This window comes from Polynucleobacter sp. Fuers-14, assembly GCF_018882045.1.
Taxonomy (GTDB): Bacteria; Pseudomonadota; Gammaproteobacteria; order Burkholderiales; family Burkholderiaceae; genus Polynucleobacter.
Window position 1 is genome coordinate 340,712 of sequence record NZ_JACVPG010000003.1, and the last position, 18,776, is coordinate 359,487.

The 18,776-nt window shown below is 49.0% G+C and carries 15 protein-coding genes; all 15 read right to left on the bottom strand.

Annotated elements, in window-relative coordinates:
• Positions 1-14: 14 nt before the first annotated feature.
• The 15 genes from ICN40_RS02460 to ICN40_RS02530 all read right to left on the bottom strand — a co-directional run bounded on the left by ICN40_RS02460 (position 15) and on the right by ICN40_RS02530 (position 18,769).
• Positions 15-7,259: a hypothetical protein gene (locus tag ICN40_RS02460; protein ID WP_216241884.1), complete on the bottom strand. Its 7,245-nt coding sequence runs from the start codon at positions 7,257-7,259 to the stop codon at positions 15-17.
• Positions 7,246-9,018, bottom strand: coding sequence for a hypothetical protein (locus tag ICN40_RS02465; RefSeq protein ID WP_216241886.1), 1,773 nt, complete (start codon positions 9,016-9,018; stop codon positions 7,246-7,248). The genes ICN40_RS02460 and ICN40_RS02465 overlap by 14 nt, the downstream gene beginning before the upstream one ends.
• A gap of 3 nt (positions 9,019-9,021) precedes the next feature.
• Positions 9,022-9,552 carry a hypothetical protein gene (locus tag ICN40_RS02470; RefSeq protein WP_216241888.1) on the bottom strand — a complete coding sequence of 177 codons (531 nt, stop codon included), beginning with the start codon at positions 9,550-9,552 and terminating at the stop codon, positions 9,022-9,024.
• A gap of 4 nt (positions 9,553-9,556) precedes the next feature.
• Positions 9,557-11,632, bottom strand: a complete 2,076-nt coding sequence (locus tag ICN40_RS02475) for a hypothetical protein (protein WP_216241890.1) — start codon at positions 11,630-11,632, stop codon at positions 9,557-9,559.
• On the bottom strand, positions 11,629-12,318 hold the full coding sequence (locus ICN40_RS02480; protein WP_216241892.1) for a hypothetical protein: 690 nt from the start codon (positions 12,316-12,318) through the stop codon (positions 11,629-11,631). Before ICN40_RS02480 ends, ICN40_RS02475 begins: the two co-directional genes overlap by 4 nt.
• A gap of 63 nt (positions 12,319-12,381) precedes the next feature.
• On the bottom strand, positions 12,382-12,618 hold the full coding sequence (locus ICN40_RS02485; protein ID WP_216241894.1) for a hypothetical protein: 237 nt from the start codon (positions 12,616-12,618) through the stop codon (positions 12,382-12,384).
• A gap of 13 nt (positions 12,619-12,631) precedes the next feature.
• Entirely contained in the window at positions 12,632-13,123 is a 492-nt protein-coding gene (locus tag ICN40_RS02490; protein WP_216241896.1) for a Bbp16 family capsid cement protein, read from the bottom strand.
• A 25-nt stretch (positions 13,124-13,148) separates the two neighbouring features.
• The gene (locus tag ICN40_RS02495) at positions 13,149-14,153 is read right to left on the bottom strand and encodes a major capsid protein (RefSeq protein WP_216241898.1); all 1,005 of its coding nucleotides are present in this window, start codon (positions 14,151-14,153) and stop codon (positions 13,149-13,151) included.
• A 12-nt stretch (positions 14,154-14,165) separates the two neighbouring features.
• Complete coding sequence (locus tag ICN40_RS02500; RefSeq protein ID WP_216241900.1) at positions 14,166-14,882, bottom strand: protease; 717 nt, start codon at positions 14,880-14,882, stop codon at positions 14,166-14,168.
• Positions 14,875-15,186 carry an endopeptidase gene (locus ICN40_RS02505; RefSeq protein WP_216241901.1) on the bottom strand — a complete coding sequence of 104 codons (312 nt, stop codon included), beginning with the start codon at positions 15,184-15,186 and terminating at the stop codon, positions 14,875-14,877. Before ICN40_RS02505 ends, ICN40_RS02500 begins: the two co-directional genes overlap by 8 nt.
• A 39-nt stretch (positions 15,187-15,225) precedes the next feature.
• On the bottom strand, positions 15,226-15,552 hold the full coding sequence (gene gp10 / locus ICN40_RS02510) for a capsid staple protein (RefSeq protein WP_216241903.1): 327 nt from the start codon (positions 15,550-15,552) through the stop codon (positions 15,226-15,228).
• A 10-nt stretch (positions 15,553-15,562) separates the two neighbouring features.
• Complete coding sequence (locus ICN40_RS02515) at positions 15,563-15,829, bottom strand: hypothetical protein (RefSeq protein ID WP_216241905.1); 267 nt, start codon at positions 15,827-15,829, stop codon at positions 15,563-15,565.
• A gap of 12 nt (positions 15,830-15,841) precedes the next feature.
• On the bottom strand, positions 15,842-17,530 hold the full coding sequence (locus ICN40_RS02520) for a portal protein (protein ID WP_255561092.1): 1,689 nt from the start codon (positions 17,528-17,530) through the stop codon (positions 15,842-15,844).
• Positions 17,527-18,330 carry a hypothetical protein gene (locus ICN40_RS02525; RefSeq protein WP_216241907.1) on the bottom strand — a complete coding sequence of 268 codons (804 nt, stop codon included), beginning with the start codon at positions 18,328-18,330 and terminating at the stop codon, positions 17,527-17,529. Before ICN40_RS02525 ends, ICN40_RS02520 begins: the two co-directional genes overlap by 4 nt.
• Before the next feature lies 1 nt (position 18,331).
• Positions 18,332-18,769, bottom strand: coding sequence for a GNAT family N-acetyltransferase (locus ICN40_RS02530; protein ID WP_216241909.1), 438 nt, complete (start codon positions 18,767-18,769; stop codon positions 18,332-18,334).
• Positions 18,770-18,776 lie beyond the last annotated feature (7 nt).

Consider the following 18,776-nt stretch of genomic DNA (forward strand, 5'->3'; position numbering starts at 1 on the left):
ATGGAAACTTCTAGCTAGTGATCTCTGGTGTTGCCGGTAGTCACTCCGCGCCACCATTCCGATATGTCTTGAGGGTTTTGATTGCCCGTCCAAACATCGGATAAGAATTGCACAGTGCTAGCGGGTTGGCCAAGAGGTAATCCGAAGATATAACCCGCTTCGGTTAGAGCGTGCTTAATAAAGCGATCCGAAGTGCTATTGCTATCCATGTCCTTTAAGAGCGAATCGGTATTGTGAATAAGCGAAGCGATTGGGCTCATTTCATAATCCTTACCTCCAGCGTAGTGCCCTACTACGTCCCTTGCTAACGGCACACCGCTAAGACCTGATAGTGCCATTTGCTTGCCAAACCACATTAGCCAGCCTTCGGGGTTTTGATCGTCCTCTTTAGGTGGGTGCATCATGTGGTGGATTGCCTGCACGCCAAGGGTGTACATGAAGGAGCGCAGCACTAAAGTACCTACATCACCTCTAAATCCAGCCCAATCGCCACTTTCCTTCGCATCCCTATACTCAGCAGGCAATTCCTTTATGCGCTTGCCAGTATCCATAATGCGGTTAATGTTATGGTTCCAAAAGGTATAGAACATGGTGAAGAGTTTGAAGAACTCAGAGCCGCGTTGCACCTGGGCGAGATCCTTAATACCACCGCCACCGTGAGCATTGCGAACTGTCTTATCGGCAAAGTAAACGGCATCTTCTTCGCTCATGCCCAAACCGCCCTTTTCAGTCTTCTCTAAACCCTTCAGGTAGCCGCCCATCCATGTAGGCAAAGCAGAGGCCATATCTAACATGGCAATGCCTGAATACGCCCTAGATTCAATTGCTAGCTTAGCCCGCTCAATTGAGCCAGTAGCCGGATCCATTAAGGCAACTTGAATTTCCCGAAGCTTGTCGCGCACATCGCGCTCAATCTCATTGCTACGGTGGCGCATCTCAGCGCTACGCTCAAAGATAAAGTCACGATTTTGTGCAAATTGAGTATCACGCAAGAAGTTATCTAAACCTTTTTGCATCCACTCGGGGCCAATAAGACTTAACGCTGCAGCCGTCTTGGAGTTAAATAGTCCTTTAGCCATCGCCTTAGGACCCGCTTCTGCAATAGATTCACCAGCGGCCGTAAGACCGTGCTGCACCATTGTTGAGATCCGAAAGCCAAGACCGACCATGGTAGTGCGGGTACGAAGCTCATGCGAGAGCCTATCCCACATTTGTAGCTCAGAAGGCTTCACCATTGCATCGTTGGCCAAGGATAGTAGCCAGCCGTTAAATACATCGTAGTGCTCAGGGGATAGCACCGAAGATACGCCCTTGCGCACGTCAGGGTGGGTTAAAAAGCGATCTGCTTCGATAATGGCTTTACGGGTAGTGATGTCCCTGATCTCGTCCTTTAAGATCCTAGGCAAGGTATCAATCGAGAGCAACATCGGCTTAGCGTAGTTTTCATTACGCGTATTCTCACGGCCAGTAGAGGTATCGGCTTTAGCAAAAATATTATCTTCAAATAAAGAAGCTTCATGCTTTGCGTTGCGCTCCTTGACGGAATGGCTACGCGCTGGGTCATAGCTGATTGGCCAATACCAACCAGGCATATCGCCGTGCTGGGTTTTGAAAGCGATCTTATCTACTAGCTTAGGCTCAGTGCTACCGAGTTCGCGCATCATTTGTGCTTTTAAAGGGGCAAGCTCTTCAAAGGTTTCCGATAAGCCTTTTACAAAACCCCATTCTTCCTTAGCCATGTTCTTATCTAAGAAATCAAGAACGGCATCAGCGCTCCACTTCTCGCCTTTAAGCAACTTGGCAAAGTGGCCAGCATCGCCACGAATACCAGCTAATGCAATCTTCTCGCCCCAAGTCAGCTTTTGAGTTTCGCCAGTTAGAGCATCGATAACGCCAGGCATTTCAATTGCCCCGCGGTTATTCTTAATTAGCTCTTTAGGTACCGAAGCTACATAGCTCTCAACCATCTTAGAAATCTTTAGGTCAAGATCATTGCGCTTGCCTTCTGCATCAGCAATCTTACGGAACACTAAGCGGTTAAATACGCCGTTAGAGTCGTGGTTATCAAGCCAATCGCACATTTGCTCAGTCTTCATTAGCGAAGCAGCAAAGCTTCTACCGAGAGATTTAGCCCCTACCCACTTTTTAGCGATCATGGATAGGCCACGGTTGCCATCGACTTTACGCTGAGGCAGCGCCTCTAATTGCTTTTCAGCCTCTAAAGCGACATCGGCTAGTAAGCGGTTCTCAGCGCCATCCATTACTTTTTGGGTGGATCTTCCTAAATGCTCAATGGATTTAATCGCGTCAATCATCCCGCGGAATTGATCTACCGTGAGGTCTTTGTAGTGCGTGCGGTTAGTGGCATCGAGCATCCACTCAGGGACATCCACAGCAAACTTCATCGCAGATAGCTTTTCAACAAAGGACTCAAGAGATTGCAAGCGATTCTCTCTAGCCGCCTCAGGTGTCATGCTCCTACGGAAGTCGTACTGCGCACGGATCGCATCAATCTGATCCCGAAACGCTACGTCGATATTCTCACGCACGCTTGGTTTATCAAACTTGGCTTGATAGTCCAATCCCTTGCGCACATCGGCAATAGCTTGTTGCGAAGACTTGACCAATTGATTGTTTAATAATGCAGCGCGTTGAGCCTGCACTGCCGTTGCTGGGTCTTTGGCGGCATCTTTGATAGCCTGCTTATTGGCTTTGGACTCTGCTACCTCATACTGGCGTGGGTTTAGGTCTTTTACCTTCTTGCTACCCACCGCCGTATCGGCGGCTTCTCTTGCGCCTTTAAGCAGCTCTCTAGCGGATACTGAAGACTTGGCCAACACCTTAAGGCCCGTAGCCATGAAGCGGGCGCGAACGTCATTATGTATGGCTGCACTAGCGGCATCATCAATAGCCCGATCCGTAGCGAGTTCGCCGTGTTGCTCTAGCATGCGGCGGTCAGTAAGACCCTCAATGATTGCCTTAGGGTGCTCAGTTTCAACCAAAGATTTAACCAGGTCTTTGCCGGAAGGCAGGCCAAATAGCTCTGCCACAATTTGCGGATCTAGGCCGTCTTTTTTGCTAGTCATTTTGAGCGCTTCTAGCTTACGCCATGGCGCATCTTTAGCATCACCGAACATGTACTCAATGTCTTTAACGCTAAGCTTGCCGTATGCCATATCAGGCAAATCGGGGAGAGCTTGCCAGCCATCACCGTAGGCTTCATTCATATCACGGTTAAATGAATATCGATCTACGCCACGACGTTGATCTTCAAACATGGCTTCGAGTTCAGCCACATCGGCTTTGCCGTGCTCGTCCTCAGTTAGGTAGCCTTCACGCGCTAGCTTCTCAGCCATTTCGTCAATTTCTACGCCACCAGTTTTATGAACCACTGGCTTGCCCTTAGAGCCGTGCTCGTTAATCTTTTGACGTTCGCTATCCTTAACGCCCCAAGCGTGCTCTACTGCCTCAAACTTCAAGCCGCCAAGCTTAGATATAGCCGTAAAGATATTGTCTTCGTTAGGGTTTATTTCACCGGCTTTATAGGCTTTATCGCCTTTGCCCGCTACCTTGTCCCCTTGTTTAGCGGTAAGGAATGTCCAGGCACGATATAGCGGCTGGCTCATCACTTCTTTAGTTACCTCCATACGTACTTCACGACGTAGGCTATCCGCCTGTTTTTGAGCCGCTTTGAGAGCTTTGCTTTTTGCGCCACGTGACCACTTCATATCTCGCAGGGATTTAGCTTGCATCGCATCTATGGCTTCTTGGGTACCCTCTTGGCCAAGGGTAATGTAGTTAGCCCAATCTGCGTCGGTCATGCTATCGGGCTTATCTTTAAACAAAGGCTCAAAGACTCGGGCGGCCTCCGCTTGGCGAATAGCCTCTTCACTAGCTAGCATCCTGTCAAACACTCCGCGAACCTCAGGAGTGAGTTCTACGTTAAGCCCGCTTAGGCTCTTATAGAAATCTAACATCCACGTTTTGATACGCGCAAATATCGGGCGCAACTCTGAACTAGGGGCTTTGCCTTCCATTAAATATGCTTCAAACCCTCTAGCGAATTGCTCATGGTATTGACGCTGTTCGTCAATGCTCATTGAATTCCATTTTTCTAGTGAGTCAACGCCAAACCAATTAAGCAACTTGTCCATTTCACCGCGGATTGCTGGGTTATTTTCAGCGATATGCGAGTACATATCTAAAGCCCAATGGCCCGTTTCGTGAAGGTACGTAGTTAAGTTCGCATCTTTTAACAGAGCGATGGTACGGTTCTCAGGCGTATAGGTACCGCGGTTATCTTGAAAGAATAAATGTTCAAACTCACCGATCTTGGCAGCCCTATCAACTTCATCGCCCTGCTTATAGGTACGAATATCAGTAATGCCTTTGTCACTCAGCGCTTTAATAACTTTTGCATCCACATCATCAGGCACTACAGCACCCTTGAACTCATGCAATTCTACGGAGCGTAATAGCTTTGCCTCGAAATAGGCGGTTGGAAGATTGCGTAACTTATTCATAAACTCAACAATTTCTTTTTGCTGAGCTTCAGGCACATCGTTAAAGCCATTCTCCTTTAGGGCTTTAGGCAGTCCCATAGTGGCTGCATCTTGCATTGTTAGCGATACTGAATCTAAAAAGCCAAACCCCTTACTTGCTGGATGGAAGTCAACAAGACTCTCAGCAACCTTAACAAAGTCACTGTTAATCTCTTTTTTAAGCGCATCAAAAGACTCTTCACTTACCAGTGAGTCCTTAGATTTTCTAATTTGTTCAATGCTTTTAAATTGCGGCGATACCTTAGATCGAATACTGCCAACTCCGTAGTTAAAATTCTCACCCCCGCGAAGGTCTTTTTTTAGGATCTTTACAACGTTATCTAGGGTGTGATCTATGTATTGGCGATAGCCGCCATTGTTGTAACCCTTAAATATTTTCTCTTTAGCGCCGACATCGCGTAATGTTTTTTCAGCCAAATCCTTGAGTGCGTGGTATTCGTTTTTATTTACGCCTTGTGCTTCAGCATATTTTTCAAAAGCCTTCACTCTAGCCAAGTCTTCTGCCGAGCTAATAGCGCCGCTATATATCTCACGGCCCTCGCTAAAATCTTTAAGCTTTTCGTTAATTGCTTTAAGAGCGTGCTTATCAAGCTTTACGTCAACACTTGGGTAGCGTGGGCTGTATATGTCAGAGCCAAAAACCTTAGCGCCCCCTTTGGGGTCTATTAACCCCTTATCTGCAAGTAAAGTTATATCGCCAAAACCCTTAATTGGGTTTTCTCTTTTTGTGATGGCCAAAGAAGGTACAGGCAAACCACCCATGAGATCCGCATGAAGCAGGTTTTCGCTGCTTAAATTGTGTTGTGCAATTAGACTTTTATCTTGATTAAACCCATTGCCGATAGCAGTACCAGTTACGTTTGCGCCATACTTTACAAAAGCCTCTTCCGGTGTAATCCCTTCCGCTGCGGCAATGCGCGTAAGCACAGAAGCTTGCACGCTCGCATAGACTTTATTCACATCAGTAGAGTGGCGACCCAAACCATCTAATTGGCTTTGGATATGGTTTTGGACTTCTTCTTGCGATTGCTTAAAGGCATCAATTTGCGCCTGATCCTTAACTCCTTCCAAGGCCAATGCTTTAAGGCTTTCAGTATGATCCTCGTAAAACTTTTGAGCATCGGCATAGGTCATGCCGTCGGGGTCAGTCTTTAAGTGCTGGAGTATTTCTTTATCAAGCTCACCACCTGCAATATGCGTTAAGTAATCTTCCGTAGGGATACGAACATAGCCATCAGTTTGGATGGCTTCATTCATTTGACTGGCCACATCAGGCATCATGTTGCGCACTTCATCGGGGGTAATCCCCGCCTTTTCTAATCCTTGCGCAAAACTCTTACCCTCGATGTAAACCCCATCAAGCTTGCCGTCTTCAGTCACGGATTGGACAAAGTTTTTAAAACCTTCAGGATCGCGCTCACGCCATTTTGATGTTGCTGAAAGTTGGCCAATAGTGCTGAGGGTTTGAAAGTCCTGCTCAGCCACCTTCATTTTGGTAGCGTCGTGCAGCCAACCGCCTTCAGTGCGACCAGCGCCATGCAATGAAAATACGCTGTTCAATAGTACGTTAAATACCCGCTCTTCCAAGCCTGGAGTGTTATTGCCTTGGAGCACGTCTTTAACGGTATCAAAAGCCTCCATCGGATCGCCATGTAGTGCGCCCATAGCAGTATTTACACCGATACCGCGCAAGACGCCTTGCAATATCGTGCTGTCAGGTAGCACCTTTCCAGCTGCGCCAAATATAGCGCCAGTACCCGCACCTCCGAGCACTGCATCTTTTTCTAGCTTAGCGGCATCACCCACATTATTGGTATCAAGTAGCGCATGCCCAGCTTGTTCAAGACCCGAAGCGATAGACAAAGTAGCTGCCTGCTCGATAACATTTTTCGAGAGGCTTTTAAGAAAAGACTCTCCCGCAACCTTTTCAGTAAGCGCCGCTAAAGGTGTCATACCCGTAAGCGCATTGGCACCCTTTACAGGCCCCGTTAAAAATCCCGCTAGTTGGCCAAGGCCGCCAGCGACAGAATCTTGCCATGAGTGTGATTTAGTTGGGTCTGTTGGCGCAACTAATCCAAACGTTGCTGAGTCGATAAACTTCTCAGCTGCAATATCTGGTATTCGTGAACTACCGCCAATAGCCTTGCGTGAAGCCTCCCACGCTGCATCGTCACCCGCAACGCCTGCACGTCTTGAAGCGATGATTGCATTAGCCTCAGCTGAGCGTTGCGCAGTTCTATCTTCTTGAACCGTCGGTTGACCAAACACGCCACGCCACCAATTACTTAGTCGATCCCGCATCCCTGGAGTGTCATCGGGAGCATCCCATTTCTGAAAGGTAGGAGCGCTACGAAGACCTTGCTCTAATCCCGAAGCATTAGGCAAATCGTCGTGAATAATATTGGCCGTGTTTTGATTAACTAGGTTCTGCGCCAGCGTAGGCGAAGTTTGTACAAGGTTTGAGGGGTTAGCCTGCTGGACCTTTAATTGACGCTCAGGATCCTCGGGATAGGCCATTACCGATTGCGTTGGGATACCTAAGGTCTTACCAACGGCTTGGGCGCGTGCCGCCTTATCGGGATCCACCCCTGTAGCAGAATAAATGCTAGTGCCCACTTGGGCAGTGTGCTTGTCAAGATAACTTTGAGTGGCCGCTTCCCACGCATCCGGCGAGGTCAGATCATCAATTTTGGCCATGCAATCTCCAGTAGTAATTTAGAACGTCTTGATTGGTTGGGTTGGCGTTACCCCGTTTAATAAGGGCGTTACGAATTCCCTCTTTTGCATCCTTAGGTAGGCTGCCGTAATCCATCTTCACTAATTGTTTTGATCCATTACCGGTATCAATACCCATAAAGGAAGTTCTGAATTCCACATTGGTGGACATGAGTCGATCCAATGATTTACCGATCTGATCGTCATTGAACTTATGACCGGCGGCGGTTTGATCTTGAATAACCCATTCTTTTGCAAATTGTTGAAGGCCGCCTAGACGCGCCTTATCGTCAGGGTTTTTCATTCGTGAAGGGTCGATACCAACTTGAACTAAGCGGGATTTAAGGGCACCATTAAATACGCCCTCCGCAACGCTACCTGGGTCAGTGCGAGAGGAAACAATCCCTTTCTTACTGTTATCCCGTTGGGTGTTCCAGTACTTCCAATCTTTATCGGATAACTTGCCGTGCATGCTCAAGAAATCAGCATCATTCATTTTGGTAATGTCGTTATCGCTTCCGTCCCCAAAATGACTTTGAACTGTTTGCAAAGTAGCCATATCGGTGTGATTAGCTTCTCTGCGTGAAAAGCCATCGAGTGCAGCCAATTGACCTTTACGCTCTAGGGCCGCGTAAATAGTTGGCGGCAAGTCTGTCATCGTCATGCCTGGATTCTTGATAAAGAAATCTTGGGCTTGACCTACGACGTTTGCCGTATTTTGATTATCAGCTTCACGAGCGCGAGAATTTAAGTGACTAATCCGTGATTCAATTTGCTCACGTTCAGCACCACTAATTTTGCCCGCTTCAAAGTCTTTACGAATTTGAGCAAACTGAGCGCTTTCGCCCTTTTTGCTATCCATCAAGCTATCGGAATAGCTTAGCACCGTATCTTGCATTGCACCCGCTTTAAGTACGGATTGAATTTTGTCGCGTTGCTCTAAAGGGATATTGTCTTTTACGGCATCAAAATAGCTTTGTGCCATTTGAATGGTTGCGCCGTTAGCGTTTTTTGCTCCCTTGCCGATACCGTCTACCATGTGAGAGATCACACTCACATAGGTTTTGCCCATTTGATCTTTGATGAATTCGGCGCGTAAATCAGGATCGCGGATACCTTGCAGATCAGCAAGGCTATTGGCTTCCGCGTTTACTGTTCTAAGATTTAACTCATAAGGACTACTCGCCTCGTTGGCCTTAGTGTCGTAGTTAAGCCCTGGTTTATCTACTACAGGATTAAATGACAATGCCGCGCCATCTGCGGCGGCTTTAATTCGCGTAGCCCCTGCAGCTTGTTGGTAAACCCCAATTTGTTGAGCGTTATGCTGAGTAATTTGAGCAAGCGCGGATTGCACCCGCATATTGGTAGAGGTTTGAGCTAATCCGCTTGCTTCACCGGATAGATTTTGAGCTTGACTAGGAGCAAGATTTTGAAGAGATTTAACCGTATCTTGGTAGGTATCTACTGCGTTTTTACCTTTTTGATTTAGGTACCCTGAGGTTGGGTTATCAGGAGTGCCGTACAGGATTCCTTGAATAGACCCAATCAGTTGAGCATCAGCTTCAGTTGCGGCCGCTTGGTGAACACCGTTACCAAAAGTTTGAATCGCATTGCCTAATCGGACTTGTTGTTCGGGGCCAATACTGGCACCTAACAACATTCGGTTTGGGGTTTGCTGTCTTACTGTTGGGAGTTCTTGTAAGCCTACAGTAGGGCTATCGTATTCGGGGACTTTTGGCATGATTTATTTAATTTGCTTGTACCAGTTAGAAGCGACAGTGCCGGCACCACCAAGTAGCGAAGTAGCCGCGGCCATTCGAGGATTAATTGCGTTTGCCGTAGCGGAGTCCGCTGCGGCTTCTGAGGTGTAATTTTGACCTTGGGTTTTGTAACCCCATACCTGATTAGCGGTGTTGTTTTGGATTGTGAGTGCATCTCGCTCACCCATGTATTTAGTGGTGGCCAAAACCTCATTAGCAGAACCCGACCCTAAATCAACGCCATTTGCCGCAAGCGTGGCGCGTTGGGTACCGAATAGCTGGGCAGATCTTAACTCTGAGTTGTTTAGTTGCTGATCGCCCACTTGCTGAGCGACATTCGCTTGATAGTTTGCTAACGTGGCGTTGTTAGTGGCAACAGAAGATTCATAATTCAATACGGATTTTTGAGCAGTTGCCGTGTTGTAAGACCCAAAGGCAGAAGCGCCTACGCCAAAAGCCTGTAGGCCTAATCCAGCGCTTTGTAAATTTGCATTTCCAGCGGCTCCTAATCCCATAGCCTTAACCCCCCATTTCCATTTCTAAAGTAATTGCCGCTATGTCAAGTGGCAAAGGGTCTGTTTGTTGAATACACACTTGACCGTTCACGCCCGATGAAGGGCTAAGTACCACTTCAATTACATCGTTAATTAAGTTAGGCGGTGATCCGTAGCTCTCTGTCGTGCGTTGACCGTACTGCACTAGGTTATTAAAGTCTGGTCCAACACGAATACCGCTTGAGCGATACACGCGAAGCCAAACCTTGTTTACATTCTTTTGGTTGCCGTGGCCGGCCGCTGGATCCGAAGAGATAATGGCGGGCAACGTTTGCAATTGCGCCGTAATTGGTAGCCCAATAGTTACTTTCGTTGCAGGCTGGTCTAACGTGATCGCGCCACCCGTAACTACTCTTGGGTTCATTACTGCGCCATCAGCAAGAATGTTGACTGTTTGACCTTCTAACCAAGTCAAACCTGAGATTGTGGTTACTGGGCTGCCCGTGTTGTAGGTTGTGCCAGCATCAACATAAAACGCATCGGCCGGAGTCGCGTAGAGGCGAGTGTGCAAGCGTTCAACGTAGCGTACTGTAGAGCCATTTATAACGCGATTAACAATGACGTAGAGCATATCCTCATTGTTCTCAGTAACAACGCAACAGGACTCGAATACGCCGCTTGCAGCCGTATCGTGGTGATGCCATGCGGCTAATTGTTGTTCAGGCACATACGTCATGCCAAGCAATGAACCGCTTGAAGAGATTGCCCACAAAATTGGTACTGGCCCACGTGAGTAAGCCATATCTAAAATCGTGTTGTAGTCAAATAGGTGCGGAGCCATTAGACAAATATCGCTTGAGGTATAGCCACTTACTTGCCAGCTATAAGACACTTCTCGAATGTGGCCTCCCCTGGCGGCAGCGTATAAAATTAAATTGTTGACTACCTGAGGCGTAACGTTATTAGCGCCGATATACGACTGCGGCGTAACACTCACGTTAGAGGGCGTTAGTACTTGATTGCCTGGTGCAGCTACCAACCATTCACAGCTTGCCGTAAAGAGAAGCATTTGAGCCGAAGGGACAATATGGCGAATCGCACTAGCTTCACGAGCGGCAATACGAAGCGATACCCTATTGTCATCACGCACGGGAAGCGTGTAACTCATATCGGATTCAGTACCGCTACGTGTAGCCCAAAGGTTTTGTGGCCCGTTGCCGGTTCCAGCAAAGAGCCTGCGTTGTTGAAAGTAACTTACCGCAGCGGGGTAGTTGCCTGCGCTATTGAAAGCGGCATTAGCATCAGGGATTGGAGGTGTTTTAGATACGTCAGGAGTGATGTAAGTATCAATAAAGCTACCACTAGCCGATTGGCCAATATACCCGTACAGACCGTTGATAAGTTTGTAAATGTAGTACCGAACATTGGTACCCGCAGTGCTAGGATCTGTCCAAGTAATTGTATTGGTGTGGTTCGCCACGGTTAAATCATTGCTGCAAGTTGCCGCGCTCGAAGCTACGGATTCTTGTAAATTAGTGGCCAATACTGTGGTGACAACATAGCTTTGAGTTACTGGTGTACCGCCGGTGCCTGTGGCCGTGGCGGTTAAACCAGTAATAGGGTTTGCAGGTGGCGTAAATACTGGAGTACTGAGTATCCAATTTGTTGCGCCGTAGCGTTTGAGCTCTTGAGGTGGGTAATTAGGGTGTACCAAGGTCATTACATCGGCTGATTGGATATAGTGAATATCAAACAGATCAGCAGCGGCGTAAGAGTTGACTACTTCATAAGGTAATCCGGTACCTGGATCTAAAAGCGTTGCGCCATTAGTGTGAAAGCGAAAATACCCTGCCCCCAATTCAATGGCAAAGGTTTGAGTATTGGAGTATGAAAAAGAAATTAACCGAGTAGGATTAGCTGAGTTTTTAACAGCACGAATGTACTCAGTGCCTGGACGATTAACTGCAGGGCCGTGGGGGAGCGTAATAAAATTGCGACAAAGGGCTAAACCTTCTTGACGCTTAGCTAGATCCACCCGACCGAAGAGTTCAGGAGTAAGCTCTCCAGCAGAGAACGAGTGCTCAAGTAACCGAATACTCATCCTCTATTCGCCATCCAAGGAGCGCCCTGCGTTGGTTTAATATTGCGTTGGTTTGCGTCTGAACTACGCGCTTGTCCCATCACGTTATTAAATAAAATCGTTTGATCCTTTGCGGCTGCTCGTCCTGAATCCCCTTTTAATAAAGGGCCTGCCAACATACTGGCCAATAGGTGTGAGAGCGCTAAGGTAAAGAGAGAAGAAAACTTGGTGGTATCAGTAATCGCCACGGTGTAACGCAAAATAGCGTTTTGCACATTCGTCAAAATAATGACGTTTCCGTTAATGTCGGTTTCTGTTTCGTATTGTTGCGGCGTGTACTTACCTACCATGCCACCGCCAAAGCCGTAAGTGTTGGGCGCGGGGATACCCACGCTGTAATCATCTCCGGCTGCGGGATCTAAAACCGCTAAATAGTTCACTAAATCGGCGGGTTCAGCATAGGCATACTTCCAAAGGCCATCGGCATTTTGGGAAGTGATTGTGGGGTTAGCCACTGAAGCTAACGCTACGCGCCTTGTAGAAAACGCCCAGGCGTGTAACTCTAAAAGTGCGTCACGTGCTGCAGGATAAAAACGCGCACAGTGAGAAGATTGAGCACTGCCATCAGGGGGGCTAATATTCTGAACAATAGCCGCATCACCCAAATGGGCTAAGGCTAAATTACAAATATCAACATCAGCGCTCATTACAAACTCCTAGAAAAAACGGGGGCGCGAAGTCCCCCGTTACCTACAACAATGGGTACCGCGTTAAACCAGTGGGGCATCCGGTTCAACAGGGGGAAGATCCGCTACGCCCTTTGCAGCAGCTTGTTGCCGCTCCAAGGACACTGCATCAATACCCTCTGCCGCTTGTTCGGCTTCCTTAGCTGGTTCATCGATCGCTTCCAAGTTGTCGCCAGGGATGCCGTCAAAATCGATAACAGCGCCCTCTTCAACTACAGAATTGCCGAGGAATGATTTTGTTTTTACGCGGTACTTAGCCATGTTTTAACTCCTATTAAAGAACTGCAAAGCCGGATGGCAAGAACTTCTGACCATCTTGGATTTCAACGCCGATGTCTGCAAAAATCGCACCGGCAGAGCCAGCGCCGACGATTACAAAACGGCCGCTTAAATAGCGTTGGCCTTTGCTTGCAATACGTGGGTTGATTTCAGCAACAAAACGTGCGCCAGCTACTAATGAAGCGACAGGAATGGCGCCAGTAGAGCCGACAACAGTAACGTTGGTAGATTGGGCTGTATCGTCGTGCTGGATAGCTTGGAATTCCACGCTAGTAGCGCCCGCAAATGCGGTCATTACTTCAACGCGCAATGCTGGAATATCAGAGCCTTCACCAATATCACGTACTTGGCCAGATGGAATACCACCAGTGGACAAGTCAATCACGTTGGTTGAGAGCACGTTGGTATTTGTACCCGTTACTGTTTGAGGAGTAACGGTATTACCAACGATAGAACCCGCTAAGGTTAAGAGTGCATCTAAAATCATAGTAATTCTCCTAAATTTAAGTCGATTAAGAAATCGTGGCTTCAGTGTTCAGAAGCTGATCGACACGACGCAATGGGACACCCTCAAAGTTGAGCCAGCTTGCTGCTGTACCGAACTGATTGAGGCCTTTCTCAACGGACAACGCGTAGTTGCTCTTGTTCAAAGCTTGTAAGCGTAGGATTGAGTACACAGTGCGGTTCATGTAGAACGCTGCACGGCCCATTCCGAAGTTAGGAATACGGTCAAGTGCACGGCTCATCAACGCGATCAAGTCAGCAGCCGAAGTGTTGGCTACCAAGTTGGCAGTATTGATGTTGGCGATACGAACAACATAGCGCCAGTCTTTTACTACCAAGCCATTTTTCCACTGGTAGTGAGTTTGATACGCTTGGTATGGGTTGTTGTTGCTGTCATAAACAGTCAATACGCCCATATCTTCGTGTGTCAAACCAGCTTTGGAGCCTTTAGGGAATGTGCAGAACACAGTATTCTCACCCCAAACAACCAACCAAATAGAAGTGTTGTTAGTAGACGCGCCACCAGCATTGATGATGTTCTGAGCGTTACCTGCACCAGAGATTGCGCTAAAACGTGGAGCTAAGCCCAAGTATTGACGTGGATCTGTTGAAGGGTTGCCGTAGAACATAGTACCGGCTTGAGTTTGATTCATTGCTTCCAAGAAAGCAGTATCTTCAGACAAGCGGAATTGGCTAGTGTTGCCGTTCAGTTCAGCTAAGTCTTGGTCAACGCGGCAGTAAGCTTCGAGCATACCAACGGATTCATCAACCTGAGCAGTTGCCGACTTGCTAGATGGCACACCTTGGTTGATTGAGCGCCAGTAAACTTGTGGCAAACCAGTACGGATTGTGACGCGGTGGCCTGTTGGCAAATTGCCTTCAGTAAACACAGCATCTTCGAGGATTTCATTTGATTGAGAAAGCAACTCAGCTACAGTTGGCACTTTGCCATCCGGATCTAAGCGTTTAGCCCAATCCGCTAGCGTTAAAGCATTGGTTCCTAAGGTTGTCATTTTTTAATTCCTTTAAGCAGTTTTTTGTTTCGGATAGAGGGCGCTCGCAGCGTCACGTTCACCTTTAGTAGGTTGTGTGCCGCCTGGTACGAAACGATCCTCGCTGATGGATTTACCGGCTTTGAAAAGCACGCGAATCACCTCAGGGTGATTAGCTAAGCCGGTATCGTCTAACAGCTTGCGCAACTCCGGCGTGCCAAAAGCGTTTAAGGCCTTTTTGGCTACCGCAAGGTTCTCGTTAAGCTTGTCACCGCCTAGTTCCTTATCGGCACGAGTTTGGGCTTCTAGCCCATCCTTAAATGCGTTAAAGGCTTCCACTTGTGCGGCAGCGGTGCGCTCGGCCAATTTCGGGGCCAGCTTATCGATTACCTTCTGCGCGGCTTCTTGTGACAAGCCCAACTCTTTGGCAACGGTGGAGTATTCAGCAATGACGGCTTCATCTAACGATGTGCCTTCAGGAGCTTTGAACTCGTACTTTTCCGGTGCGCTAGAAGGCTGATCGCCCTTAGTGCCCGTGTCGCCTTCAGTGTTGGCCGCAGCTGGTGTTGCTGCGGGTTGTCCTTCAGTTGCCTGCTGCGAAGTGGTTGCAGGCGCGGCGGTAGTAGCATCACCCGCTGGGGCCGAAGCCGGAGCTGATGTTGCCGCTGGTGCCACGCTTGCAGCCGGTTGCGCATCCCCGCTAATTGGTGTGTTTGCGGTTGCCTGCGTAATTGGTGCTGAATCACTCATCTTTACTTTCCTTGAGCATCAATGATTGAAGTTCGGGGCAATGCAATTGAAGTTTGGATAACAGCGCCAAGCCTTCATTACGACACCCCTCGTTAAAAGCCATTTGCAACGCGTTCGTATGAAACGACAATCGCCATACGCCCGCTCTTTCTAAAATTCCGTACACAACACGGCGACCTCGTTTAACACCCATCAGCCACTTAATGTCTTCGAGTTCGGCATGCGCTTTTTGCTTTGCACGATCTTTAGCTTTTTCGGCAGCGTCTTCTTGCTGCCGTAAGTTGTCGAATGGGTCAGGTTGCATGTAAGGGAATCTACAAGCGATTAGCTAACGTATGGAAACTTAAGAGCCGTAGAGCGCACTTGCAATGCTCGCGCTGGTTTGCTCCTCTTGCACTGAGCCCAGTTCCATAGCGGTAATTTGAAGTGATACGTTTGCTTCTTTTTCACCCGCTTGATCGGAATACTCGGAAGTGCTACACACTTCACACATTGCCGTAACTTGTATCTTGGAGCCGACTTTAGGCAGTGCAGTTACGCCCAGCTTCTCCAACGCGCCATCGTCTAGGCTAATGCGCAAACCATAGGGGTACATCGGCGCATCTTGGCCAACTTCAGGAGAGTTCTCTTGCGCTTCCTCAGCGCTTTGTTTCATATCGATCATGGTCATGTCTATATCCTTAGTAGCAGGCAAAAATGCCGGAAGAGGTTGTGCCAGTAGCGCGAACACGCTTAGCTCGTATGTAGATCACAGCGCCAAACCAACTTGAATTGACGGGGATCGTGACCGTTGTGCCTGCGGCGGTATCGAATGTGATGTTTCCTGCGGCCGTAAAAAGCAAGCCACGGCAAGGACCGTTCGGCAAATCAGTTGAATCACTTGGGGTAACGGCCTTCAGATCATTGATCGGCGATAGGTCGTTAGTGGTGTCCATAATCGGATACATGTCATTACTCCTTTATGCGTTATCGGTGTAGCCGGAGAACATGCCAATCGCGTCGTCTAATGCGGTGCTACCACCGCCCTGCGTTGGTGTGTTTCCGAGTTTGTTAGCTGCGTTTGCTTGTTGCTCAAGCGCTTGCTGTTGCTGCGCTTGTTGTTGTGCCTGGGCGCGTTGTTGACGAATCACTGCTACTTGATCGTCCGACAGGACTAACTCAGGATCTACGCCGAGCATGTCGCTATAGCTATCTGCCCAGTAGTCCGAGTTCAGCTTATCGAGTACGTCCGGCTTGAATTGAGCTACTTGGCCAAGCGCACCGACAAAGCGATCTACCCCGTTGGTGGCAATTGCCCGTTGCGCTTGCGCTAGCATCGAGATCAACTCAACGTTGAGGTCTTGGCCAGCAAGTTCAGGTGGTGGAGGTGGCACGATCCCCGCCGCCATCATGCTTTCAAAAGTGATGTCGATAAGCGGGTTGAGCAATTCGTTGTGCAAGCGCTCGAGCACTGGCCCGATCATCAGCATCTTCTCTTCATGCAACTCGGCTACTTCCGTAGCGGTCTTACGAGTGTCGGCTGAATCGTTTTGCAACATCAAGAACATATCGGCATAAAACGAGCCGCGGATACGGCCACGTACATCTTGAATATCCGCACCCAAGTGCGATAGATCCAAAGCCACAGAGAACATACTTTCGATCTTGTCGTTACCGCCAGCGCTATCACGGAAGGTAATACCCCCAGGTAAGCGATCTACGTCACGATTTTTCAGCGAGGTAGGCACTTGCAATGGGGGGTTGGTCATGTAGTCAATGCCTTGACTCTTGCGTAATTGCTCTTGTTGTAGTTGCTTAATGTCGCCGAGCGCTTCCATGCCTGGCGAATTGCCGTAGATGTCACCACCGGCAACATCCCAACGTGGCGCTAAGACTCGGAAAGTCTTGTAGCCGGATTCACGTAAGCATTTGTCGTGCTCACCGCCTACTTCGTAGTACACCGACTTCCAAGCCATGTTCTGCGCGTCTTGTTTAGTAAGGTCCCGATCGGCTCTAGGCTCAATGGCATGCACAATCGTGATCCACTGATCAAGGCTTCCCCGATCGAACATGCTCACCACATGGTTGCTGCAATTTTCTTTACCGAATTCTTTAACGACTTCGCCAACCGTCTTTTGGAATTCGCGGTAGAGCGTGCATACGTCGCCCTTCCAATCGGTAGCAATGCAATACTCACCGGCCGTAAGTGGAAAATGGTGAATCACATTTTGAAAGTCCTCAGCCACAATGCAAGCTGCGGTACCGAACGCGCCCAACTCTTTGTACATGGAGTGCAGTGATCGATACGTATTGGACTTTTGGAAAATGTCGAGCATGATCCGTGTCGCATGCGCTAGCCATTCTTTAACGGGCGCGTACTTCATCAAATCGTTATCGGCAATGCCCAACCTGAACCACGGACGTGCTGGCGATGTGAGTCCGCCCATGAGGCCTGCTGCGAGAATCCCTAAGGATTGAGTAGCCGTGTTGTCGTAAATGTTGTTGTGGCGCTTCCAGCCCTTGTTGTGATCTTGCACAAAATAGCGGCCATTGCGGGGGAGCAAATACACGGTAATGTCTTGCCAATGGGAAAACCAACTCGCCCGTTCGGACTTGAGCTGGCCTAAGCGTGTGAGAATTAACTGTCGTTGAGTTTGCTCAGCCATCATGTCCCTAAAAGAGTGTTTTTGCCGAGTTTCAGAGAGTTAGGATCAACCCCGTTCGTGCCTGAAAGTAACGTTTGCGCTACGCCTAATTGGCCCCCGCCCTGCCCCACTCCGCTTAACTGAGAAAGTAATGAGGTAGGTGTTGAAGCCGATTGCATCGCCGGTGGTGGTGTGACGGGCGCGGGGCTTGGAATTTGCGGTTGTTTTTGCATTGACCCGAGCAATGAGCTTGCAGCTAAACCCAGCATGACCCCTTGACCAGCCGTAAGGCCGCCCATCAAGCCATCAAAAAGCCCGCTACCTCCGGCACTAGCGGCTTCGATTGGAAGACCCGCAGCATCTACAGCAACACCGCCAGTAGCTTCGCCTGCGGCAGTGGCGCCCGTAGCGCCCACTTCACTTGCCGTTGCTGCGGCGTCTGTTGCGGCAGCTGCGTCTGTTGTAGCGGCCGCGGCGTCACCAGCTGCGGCAACATCGGCACTGGCTCCAAAGCCCGCTGATCCAGCATCAAGCCCTGCGGCAGTAGCATCCCCTACCGTAGCCGCTTCGCCCGCAGTTGCGGCCGCCTCACCTGCTGTTGCGGCCTCGGTACCAACGGCTGCACCATCGGCTAAAAGTGAACCCGAAGCGGCTCCAGCCGTTGCGACAGTGGCGGCAATCGCTCCGAGTGTTCCCCAGCCCCCAGGGACTGAACTGCCTACGGCTTTATCGACACTGGCCAAACCACTACCAATGCTTTGCACTGCGCCACTTATTGCGTTGCCAATACCGCTAACAAGGCCGCCGCCTCCGCCTCCGCCCATATCAAAACTCCTTCATCATTACTGCATCACCGGCTAAGTAGCCACGGCGGCGCAAAGTACTTGCCAATGAGGTGCCTGCTCTTGTATGCCAAGAAATGAAATTGGCACCTCGCTTTAATGCTGCTTGTTCTGTTTGCAAAATCAATCGCCCACCAATCGTTCCTGAACGGTTTTGTGGCCGTACATAAAGCGCATCGGTGGCGCAATACTTCATCGCTGGATTGAATTGATGAGGGGAGATAAAAGCCGTGGAGTAGCCCACAAGCTCCTCGCCCTCGAAAGCTGCCAAAGCGAATAAAAACCCTTGGGCTTGTGCGTTCTCGTAAAACTGTTTATTGGGGTTGAACTCGAAGTTAAAACCCGTTTCTTCCCAATTCAAACGCATCAAGGGCAGCGCTTGATCGAAATACTCCGTAATGTTGACTTCGCGTATAGACACGTTCGCA